The sequence below is a fragment of the Haloarcula sp. H-hyl2 genome (assembly GCF_056934385.1).
On the sequence record NZ_JBRIIJ010000001.1, the window covers coordinates 861,482 to 886,026 of the forward strand.

Here is a 24,545-nt window from a genome sequence, read left to right on the forward strand (position 1 = left end):
AAAACCGGAAAATAGGGCCGTTTATTCCTCGGCCTCGGCGGTCCGCTCCGTCGAGGTGCTGGTGCTCGTGCTGCTGGAGTCGTCGGCCTTCGTCGTTCCGTCACGCATCTCTTCGAGTTCCTGCTCGACCTCTTCGCGACCTTTCTGGAACTCGCCCATGGCCTCACCGGTCGACCGCGCGAGTTTCGGAATCTTGTTCGCCCCGAACAGCAGGACAGCGATGAGGAGGATGACCATCATCTCGGTCGTCCCCGGCATCCCTGGGAACAGTGGTACGAATGTCCCTGACATTGTAAACGAACCTAACGTGGTTGCTATTATAGTCTTTTTGCTCGGTGCTCCCGCCCAGGACGGCGCTGCGACCGCGTATCGGCCGCGACGAGCCGTTTCGACCCTCTCGGCGGGCGCCACGGAGAAGTGCATGTGTGGCTAACGAAGGGTGTCTTTCGGACATTGACGCCCGATCTATCAATTCCTGTGATAGTACCTCGCCCATCCCGTCTCGGAAGGGATTTGAGGCCGCCGCCGATAGGGACACCCGATAATGGTCGAAGTTGGTGACGACGCACCCCGATTCACTGCACCGCTCGCAAACGGCGACGTCGACGAGGTCTCCCTCGCGGACACACTCGACGACGGCCCGGTCGCGCTGGCGTTCTTCCCCGGCGCGTTCACGAGCGTCTGCAGCCACGAGATGAGTACGTTCCAGGACCGGATCACCGACATCGAGGACGCTGGTGCGAAGCTGTTCGGTGTCAGTATCGACACACCCTTCGCACAGAACGCCTTCCGTGACGAACTGGACCTGTCGTTCGATCTGATCAGCGACAACGACCGCGACCTGGTCGAGGCCTACGATGTCTCGATGGACTTCGCGGAACTCGGCGTCCACAACGTCGCAAAGCGTGCTGTCTTCGTTGTCGACACCGACGGCTTGGTCAGCTACGCCTGGGTCAGCGACGACCCCGGCGTCGAACCGGACTACGACGAGGTCGTCGACGCCGTCCAGTCGGCTTAACGGGAGGATTTTTTCCCGTGGCCGCAGTGGTTGCGGTATGAGCGCTGACGAAGACGACGACAGCGGTCGGATCTACGACCCAGAAGCGGCCCACGCGTTCCCCGACGAGCGCGTCAACGCCGTGCTCGATGCCGTCGAATCCGATACCGAGATCCAGACCTATCTGGAAGCACAGAACGTCAATCCCGTCACTCGCAAGCGGTACAACGACCACGGGAAGAAACACATCAGGATCGTCCGCAACCGTGCGCTGTGTCTGTACGACCTCCTCAAACGGGGCGGTGTCGAGTTCAACGGCGCGGCCGAACAGGGCCTCGACGAGGCCGACGAGGCTGTCATCGTCGCGCTGGCGGCGACCCTGCACGACATCGGCCACGTCGTCCACCGCGACGAGCACCCCTATTATTCGATCCCGCTGGCCGCCGACCTGCTCGACGAGTTCCTCCCGCAGTTCTACGACGTCGCCGAGAGCGTCCGCGTGAAAGGTGAGGTCCTCCACGCGATCCTCTGTCACCACACGGAGGAGATGCCGCTGACGCTCGAAGCCGGCGTCGTCAGGGTCGCCGACGCCCTCGATATGGAACACGGCCGCTCTCGGATCCCCTACGAACGCGGGGGGCGCGGTATCAACACGGTCTCCAGCCAGGCAATCGAACGGGTGTCACTCCGACCGGGCGACGACTCCAAAGTGCTCGTCGAGATCGAGATGAACAACGCCGCGGGCGTCTACCAGGTCGACAATCTCCTGAAAGCAAAACTGCACGATTCGGGACTCGAAGACGTTGTCCGTATCGTCGCGATCAACACCCACGACGACGACGAACAGATCGTCGAACGCATCGAACTCTAGGCCCATACCTGTAGTCGACACAACGGTTTTAATGACTCATACCGTAGCTGTGTGCATGAGTCTCACGCCCCTCGACGAACAGCGGCGAGACAGGTCTGAAACGGCACCTGACGGGGCGTCGACAGAGTCTGTGGTCTCACGACTCCGAGCGCGAGCGACTGCGCTCCTCGAAAAGATCCCCTATCTTCGTCGCGTGGTCGGCCCTGATGGAGACACGACAGATACCGACGACGAGGCGGTTCCTGCTCCTGTCGAATCGTCTGTCGACACCGCACGCGTCGCTGTAGACGGGTTCCCGCACCGCGACCAGCCTTTCGTCGTCCCCGCTCGCGAGGCTGCGAGCCAGAATCCAGTCGATCTCGACGCCACGGTCGACGAAGACGGCCTGACACTCTCGCTCGGGACCAATCCCGAAGCGAGAATTACCTCCGACGTGTACCAGGACGTCGAGCGGTAGTACGCCCTACAGAGTGGCTCTCTCTGTGCCCTCTCACCAGTGACCGCAGTCGCTCGTCACGTCTGTTCCTCGCAGAATGCGGCGGCCGGGATTTGAACCCGATGGCGAGACTCGTTGCGCTCGTCTCGCGTGATTCAAATCCCTCATACAGCATTTGCTGCTCGCGGATTGCTCGCAGCAAAATGCGGCGACCGGGATTTGAACCCGGGCCATGAGCTTGGAAGGCTCAGGTCCTGCCACTAGACCACCGCCGCTCACTTCTCGTGTTGCAAGCCACTGTAAACGGAAGGAGATTAAGGACCTTTCCCTTCGGACTCGACGATGGCGTAGCAGTTACCGCTGGACACCTCGAACGAGACTGTCCGAAGCGGGCTCGCCACCAGTGCACGCTCGAACTCCGCTGGGGCGTAGATGTGATAGAACCGCGGGACCGTCTCGCCGCCGGGGAGCGTCCAGTCGACCGTCGTATCGAATCCCGTCTCGGCGTCGGCGGGGGCGTCGAACCGGTCGTGGGCTGTACTCCAGACGCTGACGAGCGCTCGCGCGTTCGGAGCGAGCACACGGGCCAGTTCGGCCAGGCTCGCCTGTCTGGTGTCGGCCGACGGCAGGTGGTGCAGCGTGGCGACGTAGACTGCCAGCCCGATACTGGCCGACCGAAGGGGGAGTCGTGACGCGTCGCCTTCGACCAACTCGACACTGTCGGACACTCTGTCGGCCGCGACCGCGAGCAGTTCGCTACTGGCGTCGATCCCGACGACGCGGTCGGCGATAGCGGCCAGCAACTCCGCGTGTCGACCGTTGCCACAGCCGAGGTCGAGCGCCGTCGACCCGCCTGTTCGGTCACCGTACTCGTCGACGAACGCCTCGACCTCGGGCCAGGCGTACTCGCGCGTCTTCGCGAAGTGTGCGCCGATGGTCTCGTAGGTCTCACGAACTCGCCGTCGGGAGCGGTCGGTCACTCGTCGTACTTTTCGGGGTAGGCGTCCGCGAGCAGTTCGGGGTTCGCGTCCAGGCGCTCGCGGATCGGGTCGATGACCTCGGAGATGGCGGCCGCCGCCGACGGCTTCAGGTCGGCGGGGTGGAGTTCGCCGCTGCGGAAGTCCTCCTCCAGATCGCCGTAGGTCTCGTAGACGAGGTCGCCGCCGTACTCCTCGGGGCGCTCGACGACGAGGTCCTCGCCACGCTCGGCAAGCACCGGGAAGACGAGGTACTCCAGGTACTCCAGGACGCCGTTGTCCTCCACCTCGCCCTGTGGGCAGTAGGCCTGCCCGATCTTCTCCTCGACGACGTCGGGCGAGTCGTTGAGGTTGACCTTCGAGGCCTCGTCGGAGGCGCTCATCTTCCCGCCCGAGAGGCCCGACAGCAGGGGGGCGAACAGACAGACCGGTGACTCGCCGCCGTGGTCGGGGAGGATCTCGCGGGAGAGCATGTAGATGCCGCGCTGGTCGATGCCGCCGTAGGCGATGTCGGCGTCCAGCGCCTTGACGTCGAGCGTCTGCATCAGCGGATAGAGCAAGCCCCCGAGCTTCGGCGAGTCGGACTCGCGGACGACCTCGCTGGCCGCGCGTTGTGCGCGCGAGATGGTCGTCTCGGCGGCCATCCGGTAGATCTCCAGTGAGTACTCCTCGTCGAGTTCGAAGTCGGTCCCGCGGACGAACTCGATGTCGTCGGGGTCGGCGCCGGCGGCCTCGATCATCCCTTCGATGGCGACCTGGTAGTACTCCGAGCGCGAGTCCAGCAGGTCGAACGGGCTCTTCTCGTCGTCCAGATGCGCGTGCAGGTCCGCGATGAGGACCGTCACGTCGATATCGGCCTGCAGGAAGTCGGCGAGCTTTCGCATCGTCGTAAAGTGGCCGATGTGCATCTCGCCGGTAGGCGCGTAGCCGATGTAGGCCGACGGGTCGCCGTCCTCGAACAGTGCTGCGAGTTCGTCCTCGGTGACGACCTCCTGCGTGTGACGGGTCGTCAGGGCGAGGCGCTCGTCAGTATCCATACCGGTCGGTCCCCGCTCGGGGGAGTAAAACGTTCCTGTGTCGACTCGTCGGTGCGAGGATAGTCACTCCCTTCCGCCGCCGGTGGCCGCCGCGTACCCCTGTCCGAACAGATGGAAGGCGACCAGCTGGCCGTAGAACGTGAACGCGGCGCCGACGAGGAGCAGCGTCAGCGCCGACCCGACGGCACCCAGGACGAGCAACACGCCGAGACCGGGGACGATGGCGACGACGTATTCGGGCTGTCTGGCGATGGTGGCGACGGTCCGCAGGTCGAACCCGGCCAGCAGCGAGTCGGTGACTGCGACGCGGGCGAGTGCCGCCGGCACGAGCAGGGCCACGGGGACGGCCGCGAGCGATCCCAGTGTCACGACTGCGACACCGAGCGTCGAGGCGCCGCTCCCGCCCGCGCCGACGGTGCCGAACCCTCCCAGGAGGACACCGAGCAGGACGAGCAACACCGGGACGAGCAGGTAGACGACCTGGACGGTGATGGCACGGAAGCCGTCGAAGAACAGGTCGCCCCACCCCTCGAACCGCGGCGGGGTCCGCTCGCTCCTGGCGGTCGTCCGCGCGACGTTCAACAGGTACCCCTGGACGGGGATCAGCGGGACGAAGGTGACCGTCCCGACAAGCGTCAGCAGACTGCCGACGACCACCGTTTTCAGCCAGCCCGGCCCTCGTTGTGGGTAGCCCAGTGCCTCGCGGAGCATCTGTCTCCCGGTGCTTGGCAGGCGCACTTAAACTCCGGTGGTCGCTCGAAAGGAGAACACCAAAGCGACTCCAGTGTGAGCAGGAGGTATGACCCGTGAGCGGGGTGGGCTCGCGGTCGTGGGGCTCGCCGTGCTGGTCGCTCTAGCGGGCTGTGGGCAGATCGTCGGCGGCGAACCACAGCAGGTCACGGAATCGGCCGTGACGCCGGCACCGGTCCCGACCACGACGGCACAGCCGACAGCGACCGACACGTCCGACGGACCGAGCGCCGAGTACGAGTACTGGGGGAGTATCACCGCACCGGACGACGATCCGGTCACCGAACCACGCTACCACTCGCTCCGACCGAACTGCGAGCGACCGCCCGGCCTCGTCGTCCATATTCAGGTCGCAGCGTTGCGTAACGACGACCTGTCCACACACGCTGGGATCAACACGACCTGGCAGTTCTTGTCCCAGTCCAAGCGGGCGGAGTTCTCCAGATACGAGAGCTTCGTCGGGATGATCACGACGGAGTACCGACCGCTACTGGTGGCGGAGTCGACCACGTACGGACCCGTCGAGGTGGACGATACCCGAGGAACTGCCCGGCGGCAGGTTTCGGTTCGGACCGGCAACGGGACGAATGCGACCTATTCCTGGCTCCTCGAAAAGCAGACTCGCACTCCACACGAGGGGTGCTGGATGACGACCGGTATCCTGCCGGAGTGAGCGCGCCTCACTTACCGGGGACTGTCTCCGATCCCGTCGTGAGGGCGCCTGTCTCGCTGTAGACACTCCCGACGAGCAGGGCCGACGCGGCCAGCGGGATCACCGCACAGGCCACGTAGATCGGTGTGAACCCAACAGTCTCGACGATGGGCAGCGAGATAATCGGGCCCAGCGCACCGCCGAAATCACCCAGAACGTTGTTCGTCGCCGTCGCCCGTCCCATCCGTTCGTTGGGTGTGAGGTCCGCCAGCAGCGCGACCAGCGGGCCGCTGGTCCCACCCTGGCCCGCACCGATGAGGAGGCAGGCGACGGCGAGCACGGCCAGCGTGTCGGCGACGACGAGCGTCACGAACCCCGCGAACGAGACGACGAGGAAAGCGAGCAACACCGGGAGCCGACCGGTGTCGCCGTCGCTGAGTCGCCCGCCGCCGAGCATGAACACCGATGCCGCAGCGACCGTGACGGCCATCAGTACGCCGGACATCCCCTGGGGACCGTAGCCCCAGGCGAGCAGGTCCCTGGCGTCGATGAGGAGCACGAGCGTCGCGAACAGGGCGCCCAGGTACGCGAAGTAGAGCCCGAAGTTGACCAGCCCGACGGTGAGCGTAGTCGTGCTCCGCTCGACGTCCCAGGGGGCGACGCTCTCTCTGGTCTCGTCGACGTGTGTCTCCGGGACGAGCAGGTAGGCGATGCCGCTGGCCAGCATCCCGAACCCGGCCGCCAGCAGGAACGCCGCGGTCACGCTGTAGAGGTCGCTGACGACGCCACCGAGGAACAGGCCGACAGGGAAGCCGAGCGTGATGCCGCCCCGGACCACGCCCATGTTCGTCCCGCGCGAGTCGGCGTCGCTGACGTCGGCCGCGATGGTGTAGGCCGTCGCGAAGACGAGCGCGCTCCCGATGCCCCACAGGACACGGGCGAACAGGAACCATGCGGCCGGCGCGTCGGCGTTGAGTGCGACGACGTAGCCCGCCGTCGCCAGCCCCTCGACGAACAGGCCGACGACGAACGGCGTTCTGGTCCCGAACCGGTCGATGAGCGACCCCGCTGGCGCGTTCGCGACGATGCGCGTGATCCGGTTCGCACTGAGGATGAGGCCCACCAGGAACGGCGAGATGCCGAGCAGCGACCCGAGGTTCGGCAGGATCGGGAAGACGACGCCCCCGCCAAAGCCGACGAAGAAGGAACTCGCGATGACCGCCAGGACGACGGTCCGCGAGCTGTCGCTCCCGTCGGCATCTCGGTTCATACCCACGGGTACGACCGTGCGCAGTTAGGGGTGTCGTTGCCGTGTGCACACGTCCCGAACGCAGCAGCCAAGTCCGTCCAGCCCAACATCTGGACATGTACACCGGGAAGCGAGAGACGCCCTGCTGTCTGTGTGGGAACCCGGACGTGGCAACCCGACTCGACCTCCCGCCACGGGCGGTCCCGTTGCTGAAACATTCGGGTCCGATCGCCTGGCAGGACATCGTCGGCGAGGTGTCGCTGTACTTCTGTGCCAGTGACTGGGAGACGGTCAGGGATCTCGTGCTGGAGACGGGGATGAGCCCGCTCTCTCGCTGTAACGCGGCGCGTGCGGATTTCGACCTGCGGGAGGACTTCGAGGCGCTGCTCAACGACGTCCGCGACGAACCCGACCACTCGGACCTCGAAGCACGGATGCGACGGGAGGCCGAATCGGTACTCGAAGAGCCGCAAGGGCCCCACGTCGAGGACCGCGATCTGGTCGAGGCCCGCGTCGTCTCCTGGGTGTTCGAGGACACGGTGGAGGCCTGATCGCAAGCAGGCGTGGCGAGGCGTATCCAAACTGTTTTGACTACCCACGGCCGTGTGTCAACCGATGACTGTACGCGTAGGTGTACTCGGTGCGACGGGGGCTGTCGGACAGCGACTCATCCAGCTGCTCGACCCCCACCCCGAGTTCGAGATCGCCGCACTGACAGCCAGCGAGGAAAGCGCCGGCAAGAGCTACCGCGAGGCCGCCAAGTGGCGCGTCGAAGCGCCCATCCCGGCGGACGTTGCCGAGATCGAGGTCGGCGCGACCACACCCGAGGACGTCCCGGACGACGTCTCGCTGATCTTCTCCTCACTGCCCTCCAGCATCGGCGCGGAGGTCGAACCCGAGTTCTGCGAGGCCGGCTACGTGGTCTCGTCGAACTCCTCGAACGGCCGGATGGACCCGGACGTCCCGCTCACGATCCCCGAGGTCAACCCCGAGCACGTCGACCTCATCGAGGTCCAGCGTGACGAGCGCGGCTGGGACGGCGCGCTGCTGAAGAACCCCAACTGTTCGACGATCACGATGGTCCCGCCCCTGGAGGCGCTGGACCGCGCCTTCGGCCTGAGTGACGTCCGCGTCTCGACGCTGCAGGCCGTCTCGGGTGCCGGCTACTCCGGGGTGTCCTCGATGGAGATAATCGACAACGCCATCCCGCACATCGGCGGCGAGGAACAGAAGATGGAGACCGAGTCCCGGAAGCTGCTGGGGACCTTCGACGGCGCCGAGGTCCGCCTCCACGACATGGACGTCGCGGCCTCCTGTAACCGCATCCCGACGCTGGATGGCCACCTGGAGAACGTCTGGGCCGACACCGACGAGGACGTCACCGTCGAGGCAGCCGAGGACGCGATGGCCGAGGTCACCGGCGTCGACCTGCCGTCCTCGCCCGAACAGCTGATCAAAGTCTTCGACGAGCCCGACCGACCACAGCCGCGTCTGGACCGCAACACCGAGGGCGGCATGGGTGTCGCCGTGGGCGGGTTCCGCGAGACGACCGACGGCGTGCAGTTCAACTGCCTCGCGCACAACACGATGCGTGGCGCCGCCGGCGCGAGTATCCTCAACGGCGAACTCCTCCTGGAGAACGGCTACCTAGATAGTACCAACTGAACGATTTACACACCGATCGCACTGCAGTCGTGCGATCGGGTGTGCATTGATTCCAATTGCCACTATAGTCCGCCGTCCGTCTGACGGACTTTCTTGCTGTCGTCGACCGAAGTGTGGGCCATGGAAGGACGCGTCTGGCTGACGATGGCCGACCATTCGGCGGCCGAACTCTGTGCGCTGGAGGAGTGGCAACTGCTCGACGGGCAGACCAGCGGGGCCGTCCCGGACGCGGCGGTCGCGGAAGCCGTCGAGGCGGCTGGCTACGCCCCCGAGACGGCCCAGCGAGCCGTCGAGTGGCTCTACGACGCCGATTACCGGCCCGCTGCCGACCGCCAGCAGTCCACACGGGCGGCGACACCGGGACGTTGAAACCGGGTGCACCCGGAGACCCTGTCGATGCGCCAGTCCGAACCCGCCGAGACGCTGACGGTCACCCGCGACGTACCGTTCCACGAGACCGAGCAGGGGACGCTGCGCCTCGACGTGGTCGAACCGACAGACGTCACCGGTCCGCTCCCGGTCGTGATCCTTGTCCGCGGCGGCGCGTTCCACGTCGGTGACAAGGGCGAGTTCGCCCGGCAGGCGATGGATTTCGCCGGCGAGGGGTACGTCGCAATCGAGCCACAGTACCGGCTGGCACCGACTTCGCAGTTCCCGGCCCCGGTGGTCGACGTGAAGGCCGCGATCGAGTGGGTCCGCAGCGAGGGCGAGCGGTTCGGCGCGGACCCGAGTCGCGTCTCGCTGGTCGGCCACTCCGCCGGCGCGAACCTGGCCGCGATGGCGGGCGTCACACAGAACGACCCGGCCTTCGAACCGCAGGTGTATCCGGGGGCGTCCTCGGCGGTCGACGCTGTCGTCGGCTACGCTGGCCTCTACGACTTCCTGGCGATGGGGCGGGACGACGTCGATCCCGAGGAACGGGTCGACATCGGCTACCTCGGGGCGCCAAGCGAGGACGATCCCGAGCGAGCCGAACTGGCCTCCCCGACGAGTCACGTCGACGCCGACACACCACCGACGCTGCTGATTCACGGGACGGCCGACGACGTGGTCCCGGCCGCACAGTCCGAACTGTTCCACGAGGTACTGGAGCCGGTGACGACGGCGGAACTGGAACTCCGTGAGGAGAACCACGCCTTCCCGTTCCACGGGCACTGCTACGACGAGGTGTTCGAACGGACCGCCGACTTCCTCGGGCGATATTCCTGACGTGTCCGGTCAAACCTTTAAGTAGAATCCCGTGGTGGGATTAGATAGCAATGGCCATCGACCCAGAGTTCGAGGACAACCGTGACATCGTGGAACAGCACGACGGGCACAACGTGTGGGGTCCCGTCGAGGAACCGGAGACGCTGGGTATCCACGGGACACACGTCGCCGTCGACTTCGACATCTGTCTCGCCGATGGCGCCTGCCTGGAGGACTGTCCGGTCGATGTCTTCGAGTGGGTCGACACGCCGGGCCACCCCGAAAGCGAGATCAAAGCAGACCCCGCTCACGAGGACCAGTGTATCGACTGCATGCTGTGTGTGGACGTCTGTCCGGTCGACGCAATCGACGTCGACCCCGGTCGCGCGGGCAGAATCTGAGTCGCCGGTTCGGCGCGCCTGCCGCCTCGAACCTACTTCAGCCCGGCATGCTCCACAGCGTCGGCCACGGCTGCGGCAGCCTCGGCCTGCCGTTCTAACCGGTCGGCATCGACGAGTAATTCGTCGTTGCTGCACGAGACGGTTTCGGGATCGAAGCCGGGATGGGACCTTAGTCCCGATGAGCACCTCGCGCCGGCCGACCAACCGCGGACACTGACCGCCCCTCGCCCCGGTCGGTTGGCTGGTCGTCGTCTCGATTGACTGGCTGTCCATACACGCTCCTCCACGTTCCGGAATATCAGATTACGTACCGAATATTCAAATCTGATAGCTCTCTCGGCAGGACTGGGACCCGACTCGTCAGCGGCGCCCGAACCCACCCGCTCCCAATCCTGTGACACGTGACAGTTCTGTTATCTGGTGGTTAATCGTGAATAACATTATTACCCTCGGCGTCTGACAACCGGTCACGAGGTAGTGATACACATGCATACAGTAGTTCTTACGAAGGGCGTCCCCGACTTCCGCGAGGGACAGGTCTCCTTCGACGAGGATGGCCACCTCGAACGGGGGAAGACGCCGACAGTAATGAACCCGAACGACAAGCACGCACTCCGGGCGGCGTTCCAGACGAAGGTCCGCAACGGCGGGCACGTCTCGCTGATGAGTATGGGACCGCCGGGCTACAAGGAGGTCCTCCAGGAGGGGATGCGGGACGTCTACGCCGACGACCTCTATCTCCTCTCGGATCGGGAGATGGGTGCGGCCGACACCTGGGCCACGGCGATGACCGTCGCGACGGGGATCCAGCATCTCGACGAGGAACCGGACCTCGTGTTCGCCGGGTTCAAGACCGCAGACGGCGAGACAGGCCACACCGGCCCACAGACCGCCTGGTGTCTGGACTGGCCGACGATCACGCACGTCATCTCGCTGGACATCGACGAGGAGGAGCGACAGGTACGGGCGAAACGACTCGTCGACGGCGACGTCTCCGAGATCGAGACCGTCGAGGCGCCGATGCCGTGTTTCATCGTCGCCGACCCCGAGTTCGAACCGACCTACCGGAAGGCCACCCACCGGCTGAAACACAAGGATCTCCGGGAAGTGACTCAGGAACGGGCCGAGAACTACGAGGACCACGTGACGGTGTGGGACCACAAAGCGCTCAATCTGGACCCGGACTACATCGGGCTGGACGGCTCACCGACGATCGTCGCCGGCGTCGACCCGATCCCGAAGGCGCCCTCCGAACGTGAGGCGACACACATCGAGGCCGACGACGACTCCGGGATGGAACAGGTAGTCGACGAACTGACGCCGTTCGCGGCGGGTGACTGACAATGGTTGACATCGACCCCACAGAACACGAGATCGCGGACCTCGGACCGAAGATCAAGGACATCGACGACGAAGACGTTCTCCGGGAGATGCTCTCCCTGGAGGAGGACGGCGAGGACCGCACACCGGTCAAGACACTCATCCAGAGCCGCATCGACAAACTCGAAGACGAGGGCGGGGAGGTCGACCCCGAAACTGTCGACCTCTCGGAGTTGACCGTCGCAGACATCGCGAACCTCGTCCGGGACGTCGACGACGCCGACGTCCTCCGGGACATGCTCGAACGCGAGGAGGAGGGCGAGAACCGCAAGACAGCCATCTCCCGCATCGAGAGCCGTATCGAGTCCGTCGAGGGCAGCGAGGACGACGAGGACGGCGAGGTCGAGTACGTCCCGCCCGAGGAGAAGTACCCCGACCTCGATCACCCCACCAACGACAAGCAGTGGGTCGAGGGGACCGTCGGCGCGGAGTACCGCGACATGTGGGTCTACTGTGAGACACAGGCGGGCGAACTCGTCGACGTCTCCAAGGAGATGCTCGGCAAGGCACGCCAATTGATGGACCAGTACAACGAGGACTACGACGAGGAGGAGCGCGTCGTCGCCGTCCTCGTCGGGGCCGACGCCAGCGACCACGTCGAGGACGTCGTCGCCTACGGTGCGGACCTGGTCGTCTACCACGAGGACGACCGGCTCGACCGGTTCAAACACAAACCGTACACCGAAATCTTCTGTGACATGGCCCGCGCCGGCGGCGACCTGGCCGCCGAGGGCCGCGAGGCGGTCGACTGGAAGGACTACCACGAACCCCGCTACACGATCTTCCCGGCGACGAACAACGGCCGTGACCTCTCGGCGCTCGTCCAGGGGGCGCTGGACTCCGGGCTGGCCTCGGACTGTTCGGGACTGTACATCGAGGAGGCGATGATCTCGAATCCGGCAAAGACCGGCAAGGCCGGCGACAAGAAGGAGTTCGAGCGGGTCCTGCACATGAAGCGCCCGGACTTCTCCGGCTTCGAGTACTCGACGATCCTCTGTATCGACAAGCCCAATCGGGACTTCCACCCCCAGGGTGCGTCCGTGATTCCGGGAAGCTTCGAGATTCCCGAGCCCGAGTACGAGCGCGAGGCCGAGGTGATCGACTACGAGATGGAACTCGACGACGACTGGTTCGTGGTCGACGTCACCGAGTTCGACCGGCTCTCGGGCGGAGTCGACCTCACCGGCAACGAGGTCGTGGTCGCCGTCGGTCGCGGCATCGGGGACGACCCGACGACAGGCGTCGAACTGGCGCTCGACCTCGTCGACGCCTTCGACGACGCCGACCTGGGGCTCTCCCGCGGTGTCATCACCTCGTCGTACTCCTTCGACGGCCACGTCGAGCAGTATATCACCGAGGAACGCCAGATCGGTGAGTCCGGCCAGGAGGTCCAGCCCGACATCTACATCGCCGCCGGCATCTCCGGGGCGATCCAGCACAAGGTCGGCTGTGACGAGTCGGAGACGATCATCGCGATCAACACGGACGCCGACGCCGACATCGCAGACTTCTCGGACTACGTCATCGAGGGCGACCTCTTCGAGGTCCTGCCGCGACTGACCGAGGCCGTCGAGCGCGGTGAACTGGCCGCGGCCATGGAGGCAAGCGATGACTGAGTACGAGGAGTACGAGGCTGTCGTCGTCGGCTGTGGCCCCGGCGGGGCCGCGGCGGCGGCGACGCTCGCACGGAACGGCGTCGAGACGCTGGTCCTGGAACGGGGCGTCGACGCCGGCTCGAAGAACGTCTCGGGCGGGCTGATCTACGCCGAGGAGTCCGCGCCCTACACGATCGACAGCCTCTTTCCGGAGTTCCGCGAGCAGGCCAGCGAGCGCCCGGTCACCGAGAACTACATCCACAATATCGCCGGCAAGCAGGTCAAGTCCTTCGACATCGGCGACCTGCACCACCACGACACCGAGTGGGCCGACTCCGTGTTGCGGCGCAAGATGGACTCCTGGCTCGCCCAGCGGGTCCACGAACTCACCCGCGAGACGGGCGGCGGCCTGCTGACGGAGGTTCGGGTCAACGGCCTGCTGCGCGAACGTGGCGAGATCGTCGGCGTCACCTGCGAGGAACTGGACCCGATCAAGGCCGACATCGTGGTCGCCGCCGACGGCGTCAACTCCGAACTGGCCCGCGACGCCGGCCTGATGGACTGGGAGGACCCCGAGGAGTGGTTCCAGGGCGTCAAGGCCGTCGTCGAGATGGACCCCGAGACGATCAACGAGCGATTCGACATCGACGACGACGAGGGGGTCGCCCACCTGTTCTCGGGCGACCTCTTCGAGGGCGTCCGCGGTGGTGGCTTCCTCTACACGAACGAGGACTCGCTGTCCATCGGGACGGTCTTCCACCTCGACTCCATCGCCGAGGAGGAAGCAGAACCCCACGAACTGCTCGACAGTCTGCTGACCCACCCGCTGTTGGCCCAGTGGCTCGGCGACGAGTACGAGGAGATAGAGTACAGCGCGAAACTCGTCCCCGACTCGAAGAAGGTGGCACACACCTCGCCCCACCGGGATCGGCTGGTCCTCGTGGGTGACGCTGCCGGCCAGATGCAGGCCCAGGGTCCGATCATCAAGGGGATGAACCACGCCGTCACGGCCGGCGCACTCGCAGCCGAGGCGTTCAGCGAAGCACGGACGCGGGGTGACCCTCACGCCGCCGGCGACCTCTACGAGAAGAAATTGAACGACGAGGGCGTGATGGACAAACTCCGGCCGACGACCTACAACGTCTTCGGGAAACTCGGGGAGGTCGGCCCCATCGACAACATCTCGAACGCAATCGCCGACTCGGCGGTCGGTCGCTTCGGCGTCCGCGCGGCCGGCGGCCTGCTCGAACGGGCCTACTCCTCGCCGACGCTGGTGTCGATGATACCCGACACCAAACTCCCCTACGTCACGCTCCCGACCGTCATCGCCGAGGAACTGGGTGAGTACGTCACCGACGAGAACACCATCGAACCGCCGGAACTTGACGACCGCATCGGCGACCTGACCTACGACGTCGGCGACCCACACATCGAACTCGTCGACAACTCCTTCGAGGCGTCCGGGACGGCCGTGACGGCCTGTCCGGTCAGCGCCAAGGACTTCGGCGGGGGCTGTTACCGCGACGAGATGGTCCAGACCAACGGCCACGAGGAACACCTCGTGAGCCTGGACACTCAGCCCTGCGTCGAGTGCGGGACCTGCGCCGTCGTCGCCGACACCGACTGGGAACACCCCGCGGGCGGCAAGGGGGTCGACTACAAGCAAGGTTGAGATGACCCACCAGTTTCAGGACCGCATCCGGGCGCTGGAGACGCGGGCCGAACGGGCCGCCGAGTCGTTCGACCCCGACCCACCCGCCGAGGACCGAGCGATGGACCTGCTCCGGGAGGGGTTCGGTCCGACGGTCTCGTTGTACTGCGAGGCCCGGACCGGTGACTCCTGGGTCCGCTTCGGCGAGACGGAGTTCGAGCGCCTGGAGGCGACGATGAACGCCTGGCTCGAACTGTACGCGGCCTGCTACGGCGTCGACCTGGACACGACCCACACCATCCGCGAGGCCGCCGAACTGCTCGTGGACACGCACAACATCGAGGACGTCGCGGTGGTGCTGACGGGCGTTCCGGAGCGGTGACGCTCGGCGCGGCCACGAGTAGTGGGGCGGACAGCGCCGCGAGCACAGTCTCCATCGAGAGAACGCTTCCCATTAGCGAGGTGCTACTCCCCAGAAAGTACCCACAATCCCGCCCGATAACGTGTACTAATTATTAAATAATTGTTAACTTTCTCTGGCGTACCTATCTAGTGCATGTCAGCAAGTTATCGTCAGATTCTGGAATCGCTGGAAACGCGGCGAGCACTGGTGTTTACGATTGCCGGGGTGGTCTTCGCGGCCGAACTCGGAATCCTGCTGTTCAACTTCTCGGCAGGGACGGAGAACCAGTTCACGGACCTCGGGCAGGCGTTGATCGGGGCCGCATGGGCTGCTGGATTCCTCGGGTTACTCGGAACGTATCCGACGCTGTCTGACCGGAGTCGGTGGCTCCCCCGAATCGGCGGGCTCTCCTCCGTCGTCGGGTTCCTCGCGATGGTCGTCATGGCAGTCGTCTCCTTCAGCGCGTTCGCCGGTCTCCTCGGTGGCGGCTACGAATCCTACGTCCCGCTGTTCCTTCCCGGCATCGTCCTCGGCATCGTCTTCGGATTCGGTTCGTTCGGAATCGAGACGCTCCGCTCCGGGACATACACGCCGACGGTGGGACTGCTCTTCCTGTTGCTCGTCGTCACATTCCTCTTCAATATCGGAACCGGAATCGCCGGTGTCCTCCCCTACCTTGGCAAGGTCATCGGCGTCGTCACGGTCCTCACGGTGACGAATCTGGCACTGGGGTACTTGCTGAGGAACGGGAGGGAAGGGTCAGCGGCCACCGACGTGAGCGCGCCCGATTCGGCTACGTAACCGGTTCCCGGCGATACGGATACGGCCGAGCGGCTGTCGATGCCCCCCAGGACAGCCCATCGACGTACCGAACGTGATAAAAGATTAAGTTCTGGGTAGTGGTAACGGTACGCATGGAGCTAACCGAGCCGCTGCAGTTCGACCACGCCGACCGGAAGGACATCTACGAGTACATCGAGTCACACGGGTCGGTCGATCCCGAGGAGGCTCGCAAGGCGCTGCGTATGGAGCCACACCCCTTCGGCCACCACGTCGCGATCATGAAACGCGACGGTACCCTCACCGAGGAGAACAGCGAACTCCGGATCGCCTACGAGGACGGCGGCGAGGAGGAGTTCCAGGCCGACGACGTGGAGTTCACGATCCGGCAGGCCCGCCAGGAGGACCTGACCGGGCTCGTCGGTGCGATCCGCGCGGCTATCGGCAGCGGCGAGTACGTCCACGCCGAGACCGTCGCCGACGTCATCGACACCGAGGGCGTCCTGTTGCGGCACAACGAACTGGAGTCTCGTATCTTCTTCGTCGCCTGCATCGACAACGACGTCATCGGGTGGGTCCACCTCAAACATCCCGAGTCCGCGAAACTCAGCCACACTGCGGAGCTGACCCTGGGGGTCCTGGCGCAGTATCGCGGGCACGGAATCGGGGCGGAGCTACTGAAACGTGGCACCGACTGGGCGGCCGACCACGGCTACGAGAAACTGTACAACTCGGTGCCCTCCTCGAACCAGACCGCTATCGACTTCCTGGAGGACCACGGCTGGGAGACCGAAGCGGTCCGCGAGGACCACTACAAGATCGACGGGGAGTACGCCGACGAAGTGATGCTGGCCAAGTCCCTCTAGGGCCACTCGTCCTCGTGTCCGTCGAGCGGTGCCGGGACGACGCCGTCCTTCTGTGCCCACACTCTCGCGTGGGCTGTACAGACACGGCGGTTCTCGTCCCAGGGGATGTGTAGCTCCACCGCGGCCTCGTTCTCACAGCCCGATTCCGCACACGTCGTCATAGCAGCGCGATCGCCACCATCGCCACCAGGATCGACCCGGTGAGCAGCGCCTGGACGATACCGGAAGCGAGCATGCCGGCAGTCGTGACGAGTGCGGCCTTGAGTCCCTTGCGGGCGTCCTCCTGGCGGTAGAACTCCAGGGCGAAGACGGTGAGCGTCACGCCGAGTAGGATTCCGAGCGGGCCCGTGACGAAGAACAGGACCAGCCCGACGACTCCGGCGGCGATGGCCGTCTTCGTCGAGGCACCACCGACGCGCGCGGCGACGGCGCCACCCGCGAAGTCGACCACCCACGTGAGCGCGCCGACCATCGTGAGCACCGCGAGCAGGACGATTCCGGGCTCGCTCATCCCGGTGGCGACCCAGTAGACGTAGACGCCAGCCAGTGAGAAGGGCGCTCCGGGGACCTGTGGGATCAGACTCCCGACGACGCCGGCTCCCAGCAGCAGGAAGGCGACGACGACGAGCGTCGTTTCGAAACCGAGGAAGGGCAACTGCAGGGGCATCATGTATCGAGTTCCTCCTGTACGCTGCTGTCTCCGTACAGACGCGTCAATCTTTCGACGGCTCCGCCGAGCGTCCGCATGCACTGGCGCCGCGAGACGAAGTCCAGCTCCGCCGTCACGATCTCCCAGGGCTGGGCCTGCAGGACTTTCCGAACGAGGAGCCGCTCCTCGCGGTTGGACAGCGCGTCGGCGTCCGCGGGTGCGACGAGGTGCCGGAGCGTCAGCCGACGGAACGGCTCGGGGTTGGTGTCCAGAATCGACGCCCCACTGGGGACGCCGGCGACGATGCGCCACTCCCACGCAGAGAGGACCGGGTCCGGCGACGCGTCGACCGCACCCAGGAGTTCACGGACCACGTCTGGGTCGGCGTCGTCCAATGGGTCGGACAGCACCGCTGCCGCGCGGTCACAGAGCCACCCGGCGTGACGGTCGGCCAGTGCGTCGCCGGCCGGCGAACAGGGCGACAGCATCACCGCCGAGTACTCGCCGCTGGCGTCGTTGCGCGAGGTCGAGACGTGGACCGTCCCGAAGCCGTTGGCCCGCCAGAACCGCACGAGTTCGGGCGTGGCACCGTACCCGACACCGATCCAGTCGACGTCGTCGCCGACGGCGTCCCCGACGTCGCCCAGCAGTTTCGAACCGAGCCCCCTGGAGCGAGCGGTGGCGTGGGTCGCGATGCGCAGGACGCGCTGACCGACCGGGACGCCCGCTTCCTCGTCACGCAACTGTGTCGTCAGCACGTCCGGGACCATGTTCCCCCGGATGCGGCCGCCGGCGTACATCGTCGCCCGGGTCTCGTCCGAGAGGTTCCCCTCGCGGGCCAGCAGGGACACCGAGACGACGTGGCCCTCGTGGACGAGCGCGTGGACGGTCAGGTTCGGCGCGTCCAGCAGGCGGGCCAGATCGGCCGGTTCCGTCCGGTAGTGGGCCAGGACGAGGAGCCCGAACACCTCCCGGAGCAGGTGCTCGTCGGCCAGCAGATCCGCCGCCGTCAGCCGATGATGGGTGACCGATTCCGGTGTGGCTTCGGCCACGAGCGGGTCCACGGCAGGGCGCGCGTCCAGCAATAGCGCCCGGAACGCCCAGGTCTCGATCGGGTCGGCCGGCGCGTACCGGATCGGCGTCGTCATCGTCACGTCGGTCACCTCGTGGTCGCTGTCGGCCAGGTGCCCGCGGAAGCGGACGTCGAAACTCCGGCCCGCTCCCTCGTAGCCGTGGACCGTCGTCGTGAACGCCACTGCGGGTGCAGCCAGCAGTTCCTGCAGGCGGTGGACCGGCAGGGCCGCCGCCTCGTCGACGACCACGACGTCGGCCGAATCCAGCGAAGCGACCACGTCGTCCGGCCGCTCGAACCGGATCGACCCACCGTCAGCGAGGATCAGCCGGTGCGGTTCGTCGGTATCGGCACCGTCGACGGCCACGCCGAGCGTCTCGAACAGCGCCCGCGCACGGACGAACACCTCTGCTGCGCTGCGGTACTGTGGGGCGGTCACGAGGACGTCAGCGCCGTCGAGCGCGAGGTTCGCGGCCGCCAGGCCGGCAGCCGCGGATTTGCCCCGTCCCCTGTCGGCCTCGACGACGACGGCGTGGCCGGGCTCTCGCAGTGCCTCGAACGCCTGGACCGCGTCGACCTGGTCGTCGGTGAGACAGGCGTCGTAGGTCGCCGGTCGGAACCTCGCGTCGGCGGGCACCGCCGGTGGTTGTGGGGGCCGACGCGGCGGCGGGTCGGTCAGCCCGTCTGCTTCGACCGTTCCGGTGTCGACGTCGACGATAGCGATGCCGCGGTGGGCCCGCAGCGTCTCGACGACCCGACGGCGGAAGTGGCCGGTCACCTCGGCTACCTCGAACGGCGGCACCGCCAGCGTCTCGTCGAAGGCGTCCCGACTGTCCGGCCACTCGCCCAGTGGGGGTGTCAACAGGACGAGCAGGCCACCGCCGTCGACGGCCCCCACGGCCCGCCCGAGCGCGTTGGGTCGGAACTCGTCGTGGCAATCCAGCACGACGGCCTCGCGGGTCCGACCGAGCAGTTCCGAGGCCCGTGACTGGGGGTACTGCTCGCAGTCGAGGAACGGGTCGGGACCGACGAGGGTCGTCTCGGACCGTGGAATCTCGGCAGCGTCGAGGGCCTCGGCCACTCGCTCGCGCGTCGCTGCTGGGTCCCCAGCGAGGACGAGTACGCGTCGCTCGTTCGCCCGTCGAGCCTCCGCTCTGAGCGACCGCGCGATGTCCATACTGGTGGTGGCAGAGCCGCCGATATGGACCTGGCGGTCGTCCGGATGGCTTTTGCCGACAGCGTATCGAATCCCGCCCATGTCCTCGCTGCGAACGCCGCTGTGTGACGTCCTCGGTGTCGAGTATCCGGTCGTCCAGGCACCCGTCGGGAGCGTCTCGACGGCGGCACTGGCCGCTGCCGTCGCCGACGCCGGCGGTCTCGGGATGCTCGCGATGTCCTGGCGAGACGCCGCGTCGATCCGAGACACCTACGAACGAGCAACGGCGGCGACCGACGGCGTCGTCGGCGTCAACGTGGTGCTGGACGACGAGACCGGCGTCGACTCGCCCGAGGCGTGTCTCGATACGTGTCTCGACGCCGGCGCGAGCGTCGTCTCGTTCTCGTTCGGCGAGGCGGCCGGGTTCGTCCAGCGAGTCCACGAGGCCGGCGGAATCGCCATGGTGACCGTCGGGAGCGCTGCCGAAGCACGGGCGGCCGCCGACGCCGGGGCAGACGTCGTCGTCGCACAGGGAGCCGAAGCCGGCGGCCACGTCCAGAGCGACGTGACGACGATGGCCCTGGTCCCGCGGGTCGCGGACGCTGTCGAAATCCCCGTCGTCGCCGCAGGTGGCATCGGCGACGGCCGCGGACTGGCGGCCGCACTCGCGCTCGGGGCCGACGGGGCCTGGCTCGGGACCCGCTTCGTCGCGACCCGGGAGTCCGGCGCCCACGAGTCCTACCGCGGAGCGCTCGTCGACGCGGCAGAGACCGAGACCCGGCGGACGGAGGCCTTCGACCGGGGATGGCCCGACCAGCCACACCGGGTCCTCGATACCGAGGAAGTCCGGCAGGGAGAACAGCAGGACGGAGAGCGGCCGGGCGTCGGCGAGACGGTTGCCACCACGTCCGACGGCGAGTCGGTCGAACGCTACGCCGACCTCCCGCCGCTCTCGGGGATGGACGGCGACGTCGAGGCGCTCCCACACTACGCCGGTCAGAGCGTGGGGCTGGCCGATTCGGTCCCGTCGGCCAGTGACGTCCTTGAGACACTCGTCTCGACGGCGTCGGCGGCTATCGAGGACGTGACTCGCCAGCGGTAGGACCACCCGACAGCGACCGTGTGGCGGGCTGGCACGTCGTTTCGGCTTCGAAAGCGCTTTTAGGGGCGGTAGCACAGAAAGGGATACAGCCTGTGCCGGGTTGATGATGCTCCCAGCCTTCTCAGGACACCGCGTACCAGCGGGGTGCGCCGCGGAACGCCCGCGAACGGCGGGGGAGCCTGAGCCCGCGCGCAGGAGGTGCACATACCAATGCCAGTATACGTAGATTTCGACGTTCCGGCCGACCTCGAGGACGACGCTCTCGAGGCGCTGGAGGTCGCACGAGACACAGGCACAGTCAAGAAAGGGACCAACGAGACGACCAAGGCCGTCGAGCGCGGCTCCGCAGCACTCGTCTTCGTCGCCGAGGACGTCCAGCCCGAGGAGATCGTCATGCACATCCCGGAACTCGCCGACGAGAAGGGCGTCCCCTTCATCTTCGTCGAGCAGCAGGACGACCTCGGTCACGCTGCTGGTCTCGAAGTCGGTTCGGCCGCCGCCGCTATCGTCGACGCGGGCGAGGCCGAGGCCGACGTCGAGGACATCGCCGACAAGGTCGAGGAGCTTCGGTGAGGTGACGACGGATGAGTGCTGAGGAATCCGAAGGCAGCGGCTCCACGCCCGCCGAGGTCATCGAGATCGTCGGCAAGACGGGGATGCACGGCGAGGCCATGCAGGTCAAGTGCCGCATCCGCGAGGGCGAGAACCAGGGTCGTATCATCACCCGCAACGTGCTGGGCCCGGTCCGCGAGGGCGACGTCCTCCAGCTGCGGGAGACGGCCCGCGAGGCCGACGCGATCGGAGGTCAGTAACCGATGCCCCGAACACGCGAATGTGACTACTGCGGCGCCGACATCGAGCCCGGCACGGGCACGATGTTCGTCCGCAACGACGGCACGACCATCCACTTCTGTTCCTCGAAGTGCGAGAACAACGCCGACCTGGGCCGCGAGGCCCGGAACCTCGGCTGGACCGATGCCGGCCGCGAGGCCGCCCGTCAGGAGACCGCCGCAGCAGCGGCCGCCGAGGAGTCCGCCGAGCCGGAGCCGGAGACGGCCGACGACGAGGAGAGCGCGGCGCCCGACCTCGAAGCGGCCGAGGAAGCGGCCGAGGAATCTGCCGACGACACCGAGGAAGACGACGAGGAAGCCGAGGAGGCTGAAGCCTGATGTCCGAGAGCGAGCGCACCTTCGTGATGGTAAAGCCCGACGGCGTCCAGCGTGGCCTCATCGGGGACATCGTCTCTCGGTTCGAGGACCGCGGCCTCAAGATGGTCGCCGGCAAGTTCATGCAGATCGACCAGGAACTCGCCGAGGAGCACTACGGCGAGCACGCGGACAAGCCGTTCTTCGACGGACTGGTCGACTTCATCACGTCGGGTCCGGTCTTTGCCATGGTCTGGGAGGGCCAGGACGCGACCCGCCAGGTTCGCACCATGATGGGCGAGACCGATCCCGCCGAGTCCGCACCCGGCACCATCCGCGGTGACTACGGGCTCGACCTCGGTCGGAACGTCATCCACGGCTCCGACCACGAGGACGAGGGCGCCAACGAGCGCGAGATCGCCCTCTTCTTCGACGACGAGGAACTCGTCGACTGGGACCGCATCGACGAGCCCTGGCTGTACGAGTAATCATCCGTTGCGGTTTCTCCGGTTTTCTCCACCGCTCAGTCACAACGCCCATCTGGAGTCAGTTCGTACTGGTTGGTATGACGCCAACGCTCTACCAGCTCGACGGCTGTCCGTACTGTGAGAAGGTCGCCGACCGCCTGGACGAACTCGACGTCGACTACGAGAGTATCTGGGTCGATGCGCTCCACTCGGACCGGAACGAGGTCAAGCAGGTCTCGGGCCAGCGGGGGGTTCCGGTCCTGGTCGACGACGAGTACGGCGTGACGATGGCGGAGTCCGACCGGATTCTGGAGTTCGTGAACCGGAGCTACGCCTGAGCGCCGTCGTAGGCTAGCGCCGCCCCGACCGAGACGAAGACCATCGGAAAGAGGAAGAACATCAGCGCGGTAAAGTACAGGTCCGGCTGCTGTGTAACGACGCCGTCAGTCCCGCTGATCGGGTTCCGCTGGACGAGTAGGAGCGATCCGAGGAGGCCGAGCAGCCAGTATCCTGCCGTGAATCCGGTTCCGACGAGCCCTGCTTCCGAGAAGCGGCCCGGGGCGGGCGACTCGCGGTACCGCTCGAAGACTGCACCGGCGATCACCAGCGAGACGGCCGGGATGAGGAAGTAGACGACTGGATGGGTCGCTGCGCCGCCCCGGATCAGCGCGACCCACAGGTCGTTCGCGAACGGTCGCGGAATCTGGACGCCCGGCGCAGTCGCCCCAGTGATGGTCCAGACGAAGTGTGCGTTGTACAGGATATGGGCGTACTGGACGAGAACGGCGACCGTGGAGTTGATGATCGGTTCCGATCGGTCGACGTTCGACGGGCCGAGGACGAACAACGCCGCAACGAGTAGGTACTCGACCAGGAACGTTCCGACGGCCGCAGCCGCGGCCCAGGGCCACGGGAACTGCCGGATACTGGGCGCAAAGAAGTGATCGTCCGCGTCTGCGTCCGTCTCCACGTCACCGTCGTGCTCGGCTTGGGCAGTCACTGGCACACCTACAGCACGGCGGAAAATGAGTCTGGTGGTGGTTACTCGTCGGGTTCGAAGTCGAGTGCGGCCCCGTTGATGCAGTAGCGCTTGCCCGTCGGCTCCGGGCCGTCGTCGAAGACGTGGCCCAGGTGGCCACCACACTCGGCACAGACGACTTCGGTCCGGCGCATGCCGTGACTCTCGTCGAGACGCGTCTCGATGTTGCCTTCCTCGTAGACGTCCCAGAAGCTCGGCCAGCCGGTCTCGGAGTCGAACTTCTCGTCGCTGTCGAACAGTTCCGCTCCACAGCCGGCACACGTGAACACGCCCTTGCCTTTGACATCGAGGAGGTCGCTGCTGAACCGGGGCTCTGTGCCTGCTTCACGGAGGATCCGGTACTCCTCGTCGGTGAGAATCTCGCGCCACTCGTCGTCGTTCTCGGGGAGGTCTTCGGCTTGCTCGCTCATGGGGTTTCGTAGGCGCCGGAAGTGGATAAGCCTCTGGTGTCGGAACGGTGTCACCGACTGGTGTCACCGACTGTCGAGACTGTGGCCCGCCTGCGCGAGCGCGTGGGCTCGCTCGTTGCGATGTCGCGAGACACTCCGATAGGTGACGACCGGGATGTCACGGAAACAGGACCGGACCGTCTCGACACGGCGTCGTGCGAGTCGGGTCGACGGTGTCGCCGGACGTGACGGGTCGGCGAGCCGGATCACGGCGTCGGCGTCGCCGTGGACGTGGACTGAACTGACGACTTCGGTCGACTCGTCGACCGCGCGTGCCGCCTCGACCAGCGCACGGAGTTCGAGGGCGGCGCTGGAGACGAACGCGTCGACGTGCTGTGACCCTTCGAGGAGGGTAGTGGTCCCGTCGTCGACGACGTAGCCGATGGCGGCGGAGGCGGGAGTCGCATTGTCCGGCCCGTACAGCAGACTTCCATCGAAATACAGCAACAGCGGACCGACTGCGCCGTCTGGTGACATCGGTCTCACTGCGCCCGGATGGCGCAAAACATCGTCGAATCGTCCGGACTCGGCTATGAGCGGTCCCCGGGTGTCCGGACGATTGCGTCCC

At 66.3% G+C, this 24,545-nt stretch carries 32 protein-coding genes and 1 tRNA gene; 21 read left to right on the plus strand and 12 right to left on the minus strand.

Annotated features, from left to right (window positions below; genetic code table 11):
- Positions 1–21: 21 nt before the first annotated feature.
- Positions 22–258 (minus strand): twin-arginine translocase TatA/TatE family subunit, encoded by a 237-nt coding sequence (locus tag Hhyl2_RS04515; RefSeq protein WP_483550551.1) that lies wholly within the window; start codon positions 256–258, stop codon positions 22–24.
- 286 nt (positions 259–544) lie between these two features.
- Here Hhyl2_RS04515 and Hhyl2_RS04520 point away from each other — a divergent pair, with 286 nt between their 5' ends.
- Genes Hhyl2_RS04520 through Hhyl2_RS04530 form a run of 3 tightly spaced genes read left to right on the plus strand, consistent with a single transcriptional unit; the run spans position 545 to position 2,325 of the window.
- On the plus strand, positions 545–1,018 hold the full coding sequence (locus Hhyl2_RS04520) for a redoxin domain-containing protein (RefSeq protein WP_483549539.1): 474 nt from the start codon (positions 545–547) through the stop codon (positions 1,016–1,018).
- Between the two features lie 37 nt (positions 1,019–1,055).
- Positions 1,056–1,868 (plus strand): HD domain-containing protein, encoded by an 813-nt coding sequence (locus Hhyl2_RS04525; RefSeq protein ID WP_483549540.1) that lies wholly within the window; start codon positions 1,056–1,058, stop codon positions 1,866–1,868.
- Between the two features lie 55 nt (positions 1,869–1,923).
- On the plus strand, positions 1,924–2,325 hold the full coding sequence (locus Hhyl2_RS04530; protein WP_483549541.1) for a hypothetical protein: 402 nt from the start codon (positions 1,924–1,926) through the stop codon (positions 2,323–2,325).
- A gap of 183 nt (positions 2,326–2,508) precedes the next feature.
- On the opposite strand, the gene Hhyl2_RS04535 is transcribed toward Hhyl2_RS04530, so the two are convergent.
- The 4 genes from Hhyl2_RS04535 to Hhyl2_RS04550 all read right to left on the minus strand — a co-directional run bounded on the left by Hhyl2_RS04535 (position 2,509) and on the right by Hhyl2_RS04550 (position 5,056).
- A tRNA-Gly gene (locus Hhyl2_RS04535) sits at positions 2,509–2,579 on the minus strand.
- Positions 2,580–2,618: 39 nt separating this feature from the next.
- A complete protein-coding gene (locus tag Hhyl2_RS04540; RefSeq protein WP_483549542.1) occupies positions 2,619–3,284 on the minus strand; it encodes a class I SAM-dependent methyltransferase in 666 nt (221 codons plus the stop codon).
- Positions 3,281–4,318 (minus strand): tyrosine--tRNA ligase, encoded by a 1,038-nt coding sequence (locus Hhyl2_RS04545; RefSeq protein ID WP_483549543.1) that lies wholly within the window; start codon positions 4,316–4,318, stop codon positions 3,281–3,283. The genes Hhyl2_RS04540 and Hhyl2_RS04545 overlap by 4 nt, the downstream gene beginning before the upstream one ends.
- Before the next feature lie 63 nt (positions 4,319–4,381).
- A complete protein-coding gene (locus Hhyl2_RS04550; protein WP_483549544.1) occupies positions 4,382–5,056 on the minus strand; it encodes a DUF4013 domain-containing protein in 675 nt (224 codons plus the stop codon).
- A gap of 61 nt (positions 5,057–5,117) precedes the next feature.
- On the opposite strand from Hhyl2_RS04550, the gene Hhyl2_RS04555 reads away from it, so the two are divergent.
- On the plus strand, positions 5,118–5,741 hold the full coding sequence (locus tag Hhyl2_RS04555; RefSeq protein WP_483549545.1) for a DUF4864 domain-containing protein: 624 nt from the start codon (positions 5,118–5,120) through the stop codon (positions 5,739–5,741).
- A gap of 7 nt (positions 5,742–5,748) precedes the next feature.
- On the opposite strand, the gene Hhyl2_RS04560 is transcribed toward Hhyl2_RS04555, so the two are convergent.
- On the minus strand, positions 5,749–6,990 hold the full coding sequence (locus Hhyl2_RS04560) for an MFS transporter (RefSeq protein WP_483549546.1): 1,242 nt from the start codon (positions 6,988–6,990) through the stop codon (positions 5,749–5,751).
- 95 nt (positions 6,991–7,085) lie between these two features.
- Between Hhyl2_RS04560 and Hhyl2_RS04565 the strand changes: the two genes are divergently transcribed.
- The 11 genes from Hhyl2_RS04565 (at position 7,086) to Hhyl2_RS04615 (ending at position 16,898) form a co-directional block, all read left to right on the plus strand.
- Positions 7,086–7,520: a DUF7960 family protein gene (locus Hhyl2_RS04565; protein WP_483549547.1), complete on the plus strand. Its 435-nt coding sequence runs from the start codon at positions 7,086–7,088 to the stop codon at positions 7,518–7,520.
- A 64-nt stretch (positions 7,521–7,584) separates the two neighbouring features.
- Positions 7,585–8,634 carry an aspartate-semialdehyde dehydrogenase gene (gene asd, locus Hhyl2_RS04570; RefSeq protein WP_483549548.1) on the plus strand — a complete coding sequence of 350 codons (1,050 nt, stop codon included), beginning with the start codon at positions 7,585–7,587 and terminating at the stop codon, positions 8,632–8,634.
- Between the two features lie 120 nt (positions 8,635–8,754).
- Entirely contained in the window at positions 8,755–9,003 is a 249-nt protein-coding gene (locus tag Hhyl2_RS04575; protein ID WP_483549549.1) for a hypothetical protein, read from the plus strand.
- 27 nt (positions 9,004–9,030) lie between these two features.
- Complete coding sequence (locus Hhyl2_RS04580) at positions 9,031–9,843, plus strand: alpha/beta fold hydrolase (protein WP_483549550.1); 813 nt, start codon at positions 9,031–9,033, stop codon at positions 9,841–9,843.
- 50 nt (positions 9,844–9,893) lie between these two features.
- The gene (locus Hhyl2_RS04585) at positions 9,894–10,223 is read left to right on the plus strand and encodes a 4Fe-4S dicluster domain-containing protein (protein ID WP_483549551.1); all 330 of its coding nucleotides are present in this window, start codon (positions 9,894–9,896) and stop codon (positions 10,221–10,223) included.
- 486 nt (positions 10,224–10,709) lie between these two features.
- Positions 10,710–11,564, plus strand: coding sequence for an electron transfer flavoprotein subunit beta/FixA family protein (locus Hhyl2_RS04590; RefSeq protein WP_483549552.1), 855 nt, complete (start codon positions 10,710–10,712; stop codon positions 11,562–11,564).
- A gap of 2 nt (positions 11,565–11,566) precedes the next feature.
- The gene (locus tag Hhyl2_RS04595) at positions 11,567–13,219 is read left to right on the plus strand and encodes an electron transfer flavoprotein subunit alpha/FixB family protein (protein ID WP_483549553.1); all 1,653 of its coding nucleotides are present in this window, start codon (positions 11,567–11,569) and stop codon (positions 13,217–13,219) included.
- Positions 13,212–14,870, plus strand: coding sequence for an FAD-dependent oxidoreductase (locus tag Hhyl2_RS04600; protein WP_483549554.1), 1,659 nt, complete (start codon positions 13,212–13,214; stop codon positions 14,868–14,870). Before Hhyl2_RS04595 ends, Hhyl2_RS04600 begins: the two co-directional genes overlap by 8 nt.
- Position 14,871: 1 nt before the next feature.
- Complete coding sequence (locus tag Hhyl2_RS04605) at positions 14,872–15,231, plus strand: DUF8055 family protein (protein WP_483549555.1); 360 nt, start codon at positions 14,872–14,874, stop codon at positions 15,229–15,231.
- A 174-nt stretch (positions 15,232–15,405) separates the two neighbouring features.
- Entirely contained in the window at positions 15,406–16,053 is a 648-nt protein-coding gene (locus tag Hhyl2_RS04610; protein WP_483549556.1) for a hypothetical protein, read from the plus strand.
- Positions 16,054–16,166: 113 nt separating this feature from the next.
- A complete protein-coding gene (locus tag Hhyl2_RS04615; RefSeq protein ID WP_483549557.1) occupies positions 16,167–16,898 on the plus strand; it encodes an N-acetyltransferase family protein in 732 nt (243 codons plus the stop codon).
- Here the strand turns inward: Hhyl2_RS04615 and Hhyl2_RS04620 are convergent.
- From Hhyl2_RS04620 to tmcA, 3 genes are read right to left on the minus strand one after another with little or no spacing between them, the layout of a single operon-like run.
- The gene (locus tag Hhyl2_RS04620) at positions 16,895–17,059 is read right to left on the minus strand and encodes a DUF8014 family protein (protein WP_483549558.1); all 165 of its coding nucleotides are present in this window, start codon (positions 17,057–17,059) and stop codon (positions 16,895–16,897) included. The genes Hhyl2_RS04615 and Hhyl2_RS04620 overlap by 4 nt on opposite strands.
- Positions 17,056–17,553, minus strand: a complete 498-nt coding sequence (locus tag Hhyl2_RS04625) for a DUF456 domain-containing protein (RefSeq protein WP_483550552.1) — start codon at positions 17,551–17,553, stop codon at positions 17,056–17,058. Before Hhyl2_RS04625 ends, Hhyl2_RS04620 begins: the two co-directional genes overlap by 4 nt.
- A gap of 11 nt (positions 17,554–17,564) precedes the next feature.
- Entirely contained in the window at positions 17,565–19,796 is a 2,232-nt protein-coding gene (gene tmcA / locus Hhyl2_RS04630; protein WP_483549559.1) for a tRNA(Met) cytidine acetyltransferase TmcA, read from the minus strand.
- Positions 19,797–19,875: 79 nt separating this feature from the next.
- Here tmcA and Hhyl2_RS04635 point away from each other — a divergent pair, with 79 nt between their 5' ends.
- The 6 genes from Hhyl2_RS04635 (at position 19,876) to Hhyl2_RS04660 (ending at position 22,827) form a co-directional block, all read left to right on the plus strand.
- Positions 19,876–20,877: an NAD(P)H-dependent flavin oxidoreductase gene (locus Hhyl2_RS04635; protein WP_483549560.1), complete on the plus strand. Its 1,002-nt coding sequence runs from the start codon at positions 19,876–19,878 to the stop codon at positions 20,875–20,877.
- Positions 20,878–21,087: 210 nt separating this feature from the next.
- Positions 21,088–21,450 carry a 50S ribosomal protein L7Ae gene (rpl7ae, locus tag Hhyl2_RS04640; protein WP_483549561.1) on the plus strand — a complete coding sequence of 121 codons (363 nt, stop codon included), beginning with the start codon at positions 21,088–21,090 and terminating at the stop codon, positions 21,448–21,450.
- 11 nt (positions 21,451–21,461) lie between these two features.
- Entirely contained in the window at positions 21,462–21,689 is a 228-nt protein-coding gene (locus Hhyl2_RS04645; protein ID WP_284009558.1) for a 30S ribosomal protein S28e, read from the plus strand.
- A 3-nt stretch (positions 21,690–21,692) separates the two neighbouring features.
- Positions 21,693–22,046 carry a 50S ribosomal protein L24e gene (locus Hhyl2_RS04650; protein ID WP_483549562.1) on the plus strand — a complete coding sequence of 118 codons (354 nt, stop codon included), beginning with the start codon at positions 21,693–21,695 and terminating at the stop codon, positions 22,044–22,046.
- The gene (gene ndk / locus Hhyl2_RS04655) at positions 22,046–22,510 is read left to right on the plus strand and encodes a nucleoside-diphosphate kinase (protein WP_483549563.1); all 465 of its coding nucleotides are present in this window, start codon (positions 22,046–22,048) and stop codon (positions 22,508–22,510) included. The genes Hhyl2_RS04650 and ndk overlap by 1 nt, the downstream gene beginning before the upstream one ends.
- Before the next feature lie 77 nt (positions 22,511–22,587).
- A complete protein-coding gene (locus tag Hhyl2_RS04660) occupies positions 22,588–22,827 on the plus strand; it encodes a glutaredoxin family protein (protein WP_483549564.1) in 240 nt (79 codons plus the stop codon).
- Here Hhyl2_RS04660 and Hhyl2_RS04665 read toward each other — a convergent pair.
- From Hhyl2_RS04665 to Hhyl2_RS04675, 3 genes are all read right to left on the minus strand, one after another.
- The gene (locus Hhyl2_RS04665) at positions 22,818–23,489 is read right to left on the minus strand and encodes a DUF7978 family protein (RefSeq protein ID WP_483549565.1); all 672 of its coding nucleotides are present in this window, start codon (positions 23,487–23,489) and stop codon (positions 22,818–22,820) included. The genes Hhyl2_RS04660 and Hhyl2_RS04665 overlap by 10 nt on opposite strands.
- Positions 23,490–23,530: 41 nt before the next feature.
- Positions 23,531–23,938, minus strand: coding sequence for a peptide-methionine (R)-S-oxide reductase MsrB (gene msrB / locus Hhyl2_RS04670; RefSeq protein WP_483549566.1), 408 nt, complete (start codon positions 23,936–23,938; stop codon positions 23,531–23,533).
- A 63-nt stretch (positions 23,939–24,001) separates the two neighbouring features.
- On the minus strand, positions 24,002–24,454 hold the full coding sequence (locus Hhyl2_RS04675; RefSeq protein WP_483549567.1) for a reverse transcriptase-like protein: 453 nt from the start codon (positions 24,452–24,454) through the stop codon (positions 24,002–24,004).
- Positions 24,455–24,545: the final 91 nt, after the last annotated feature.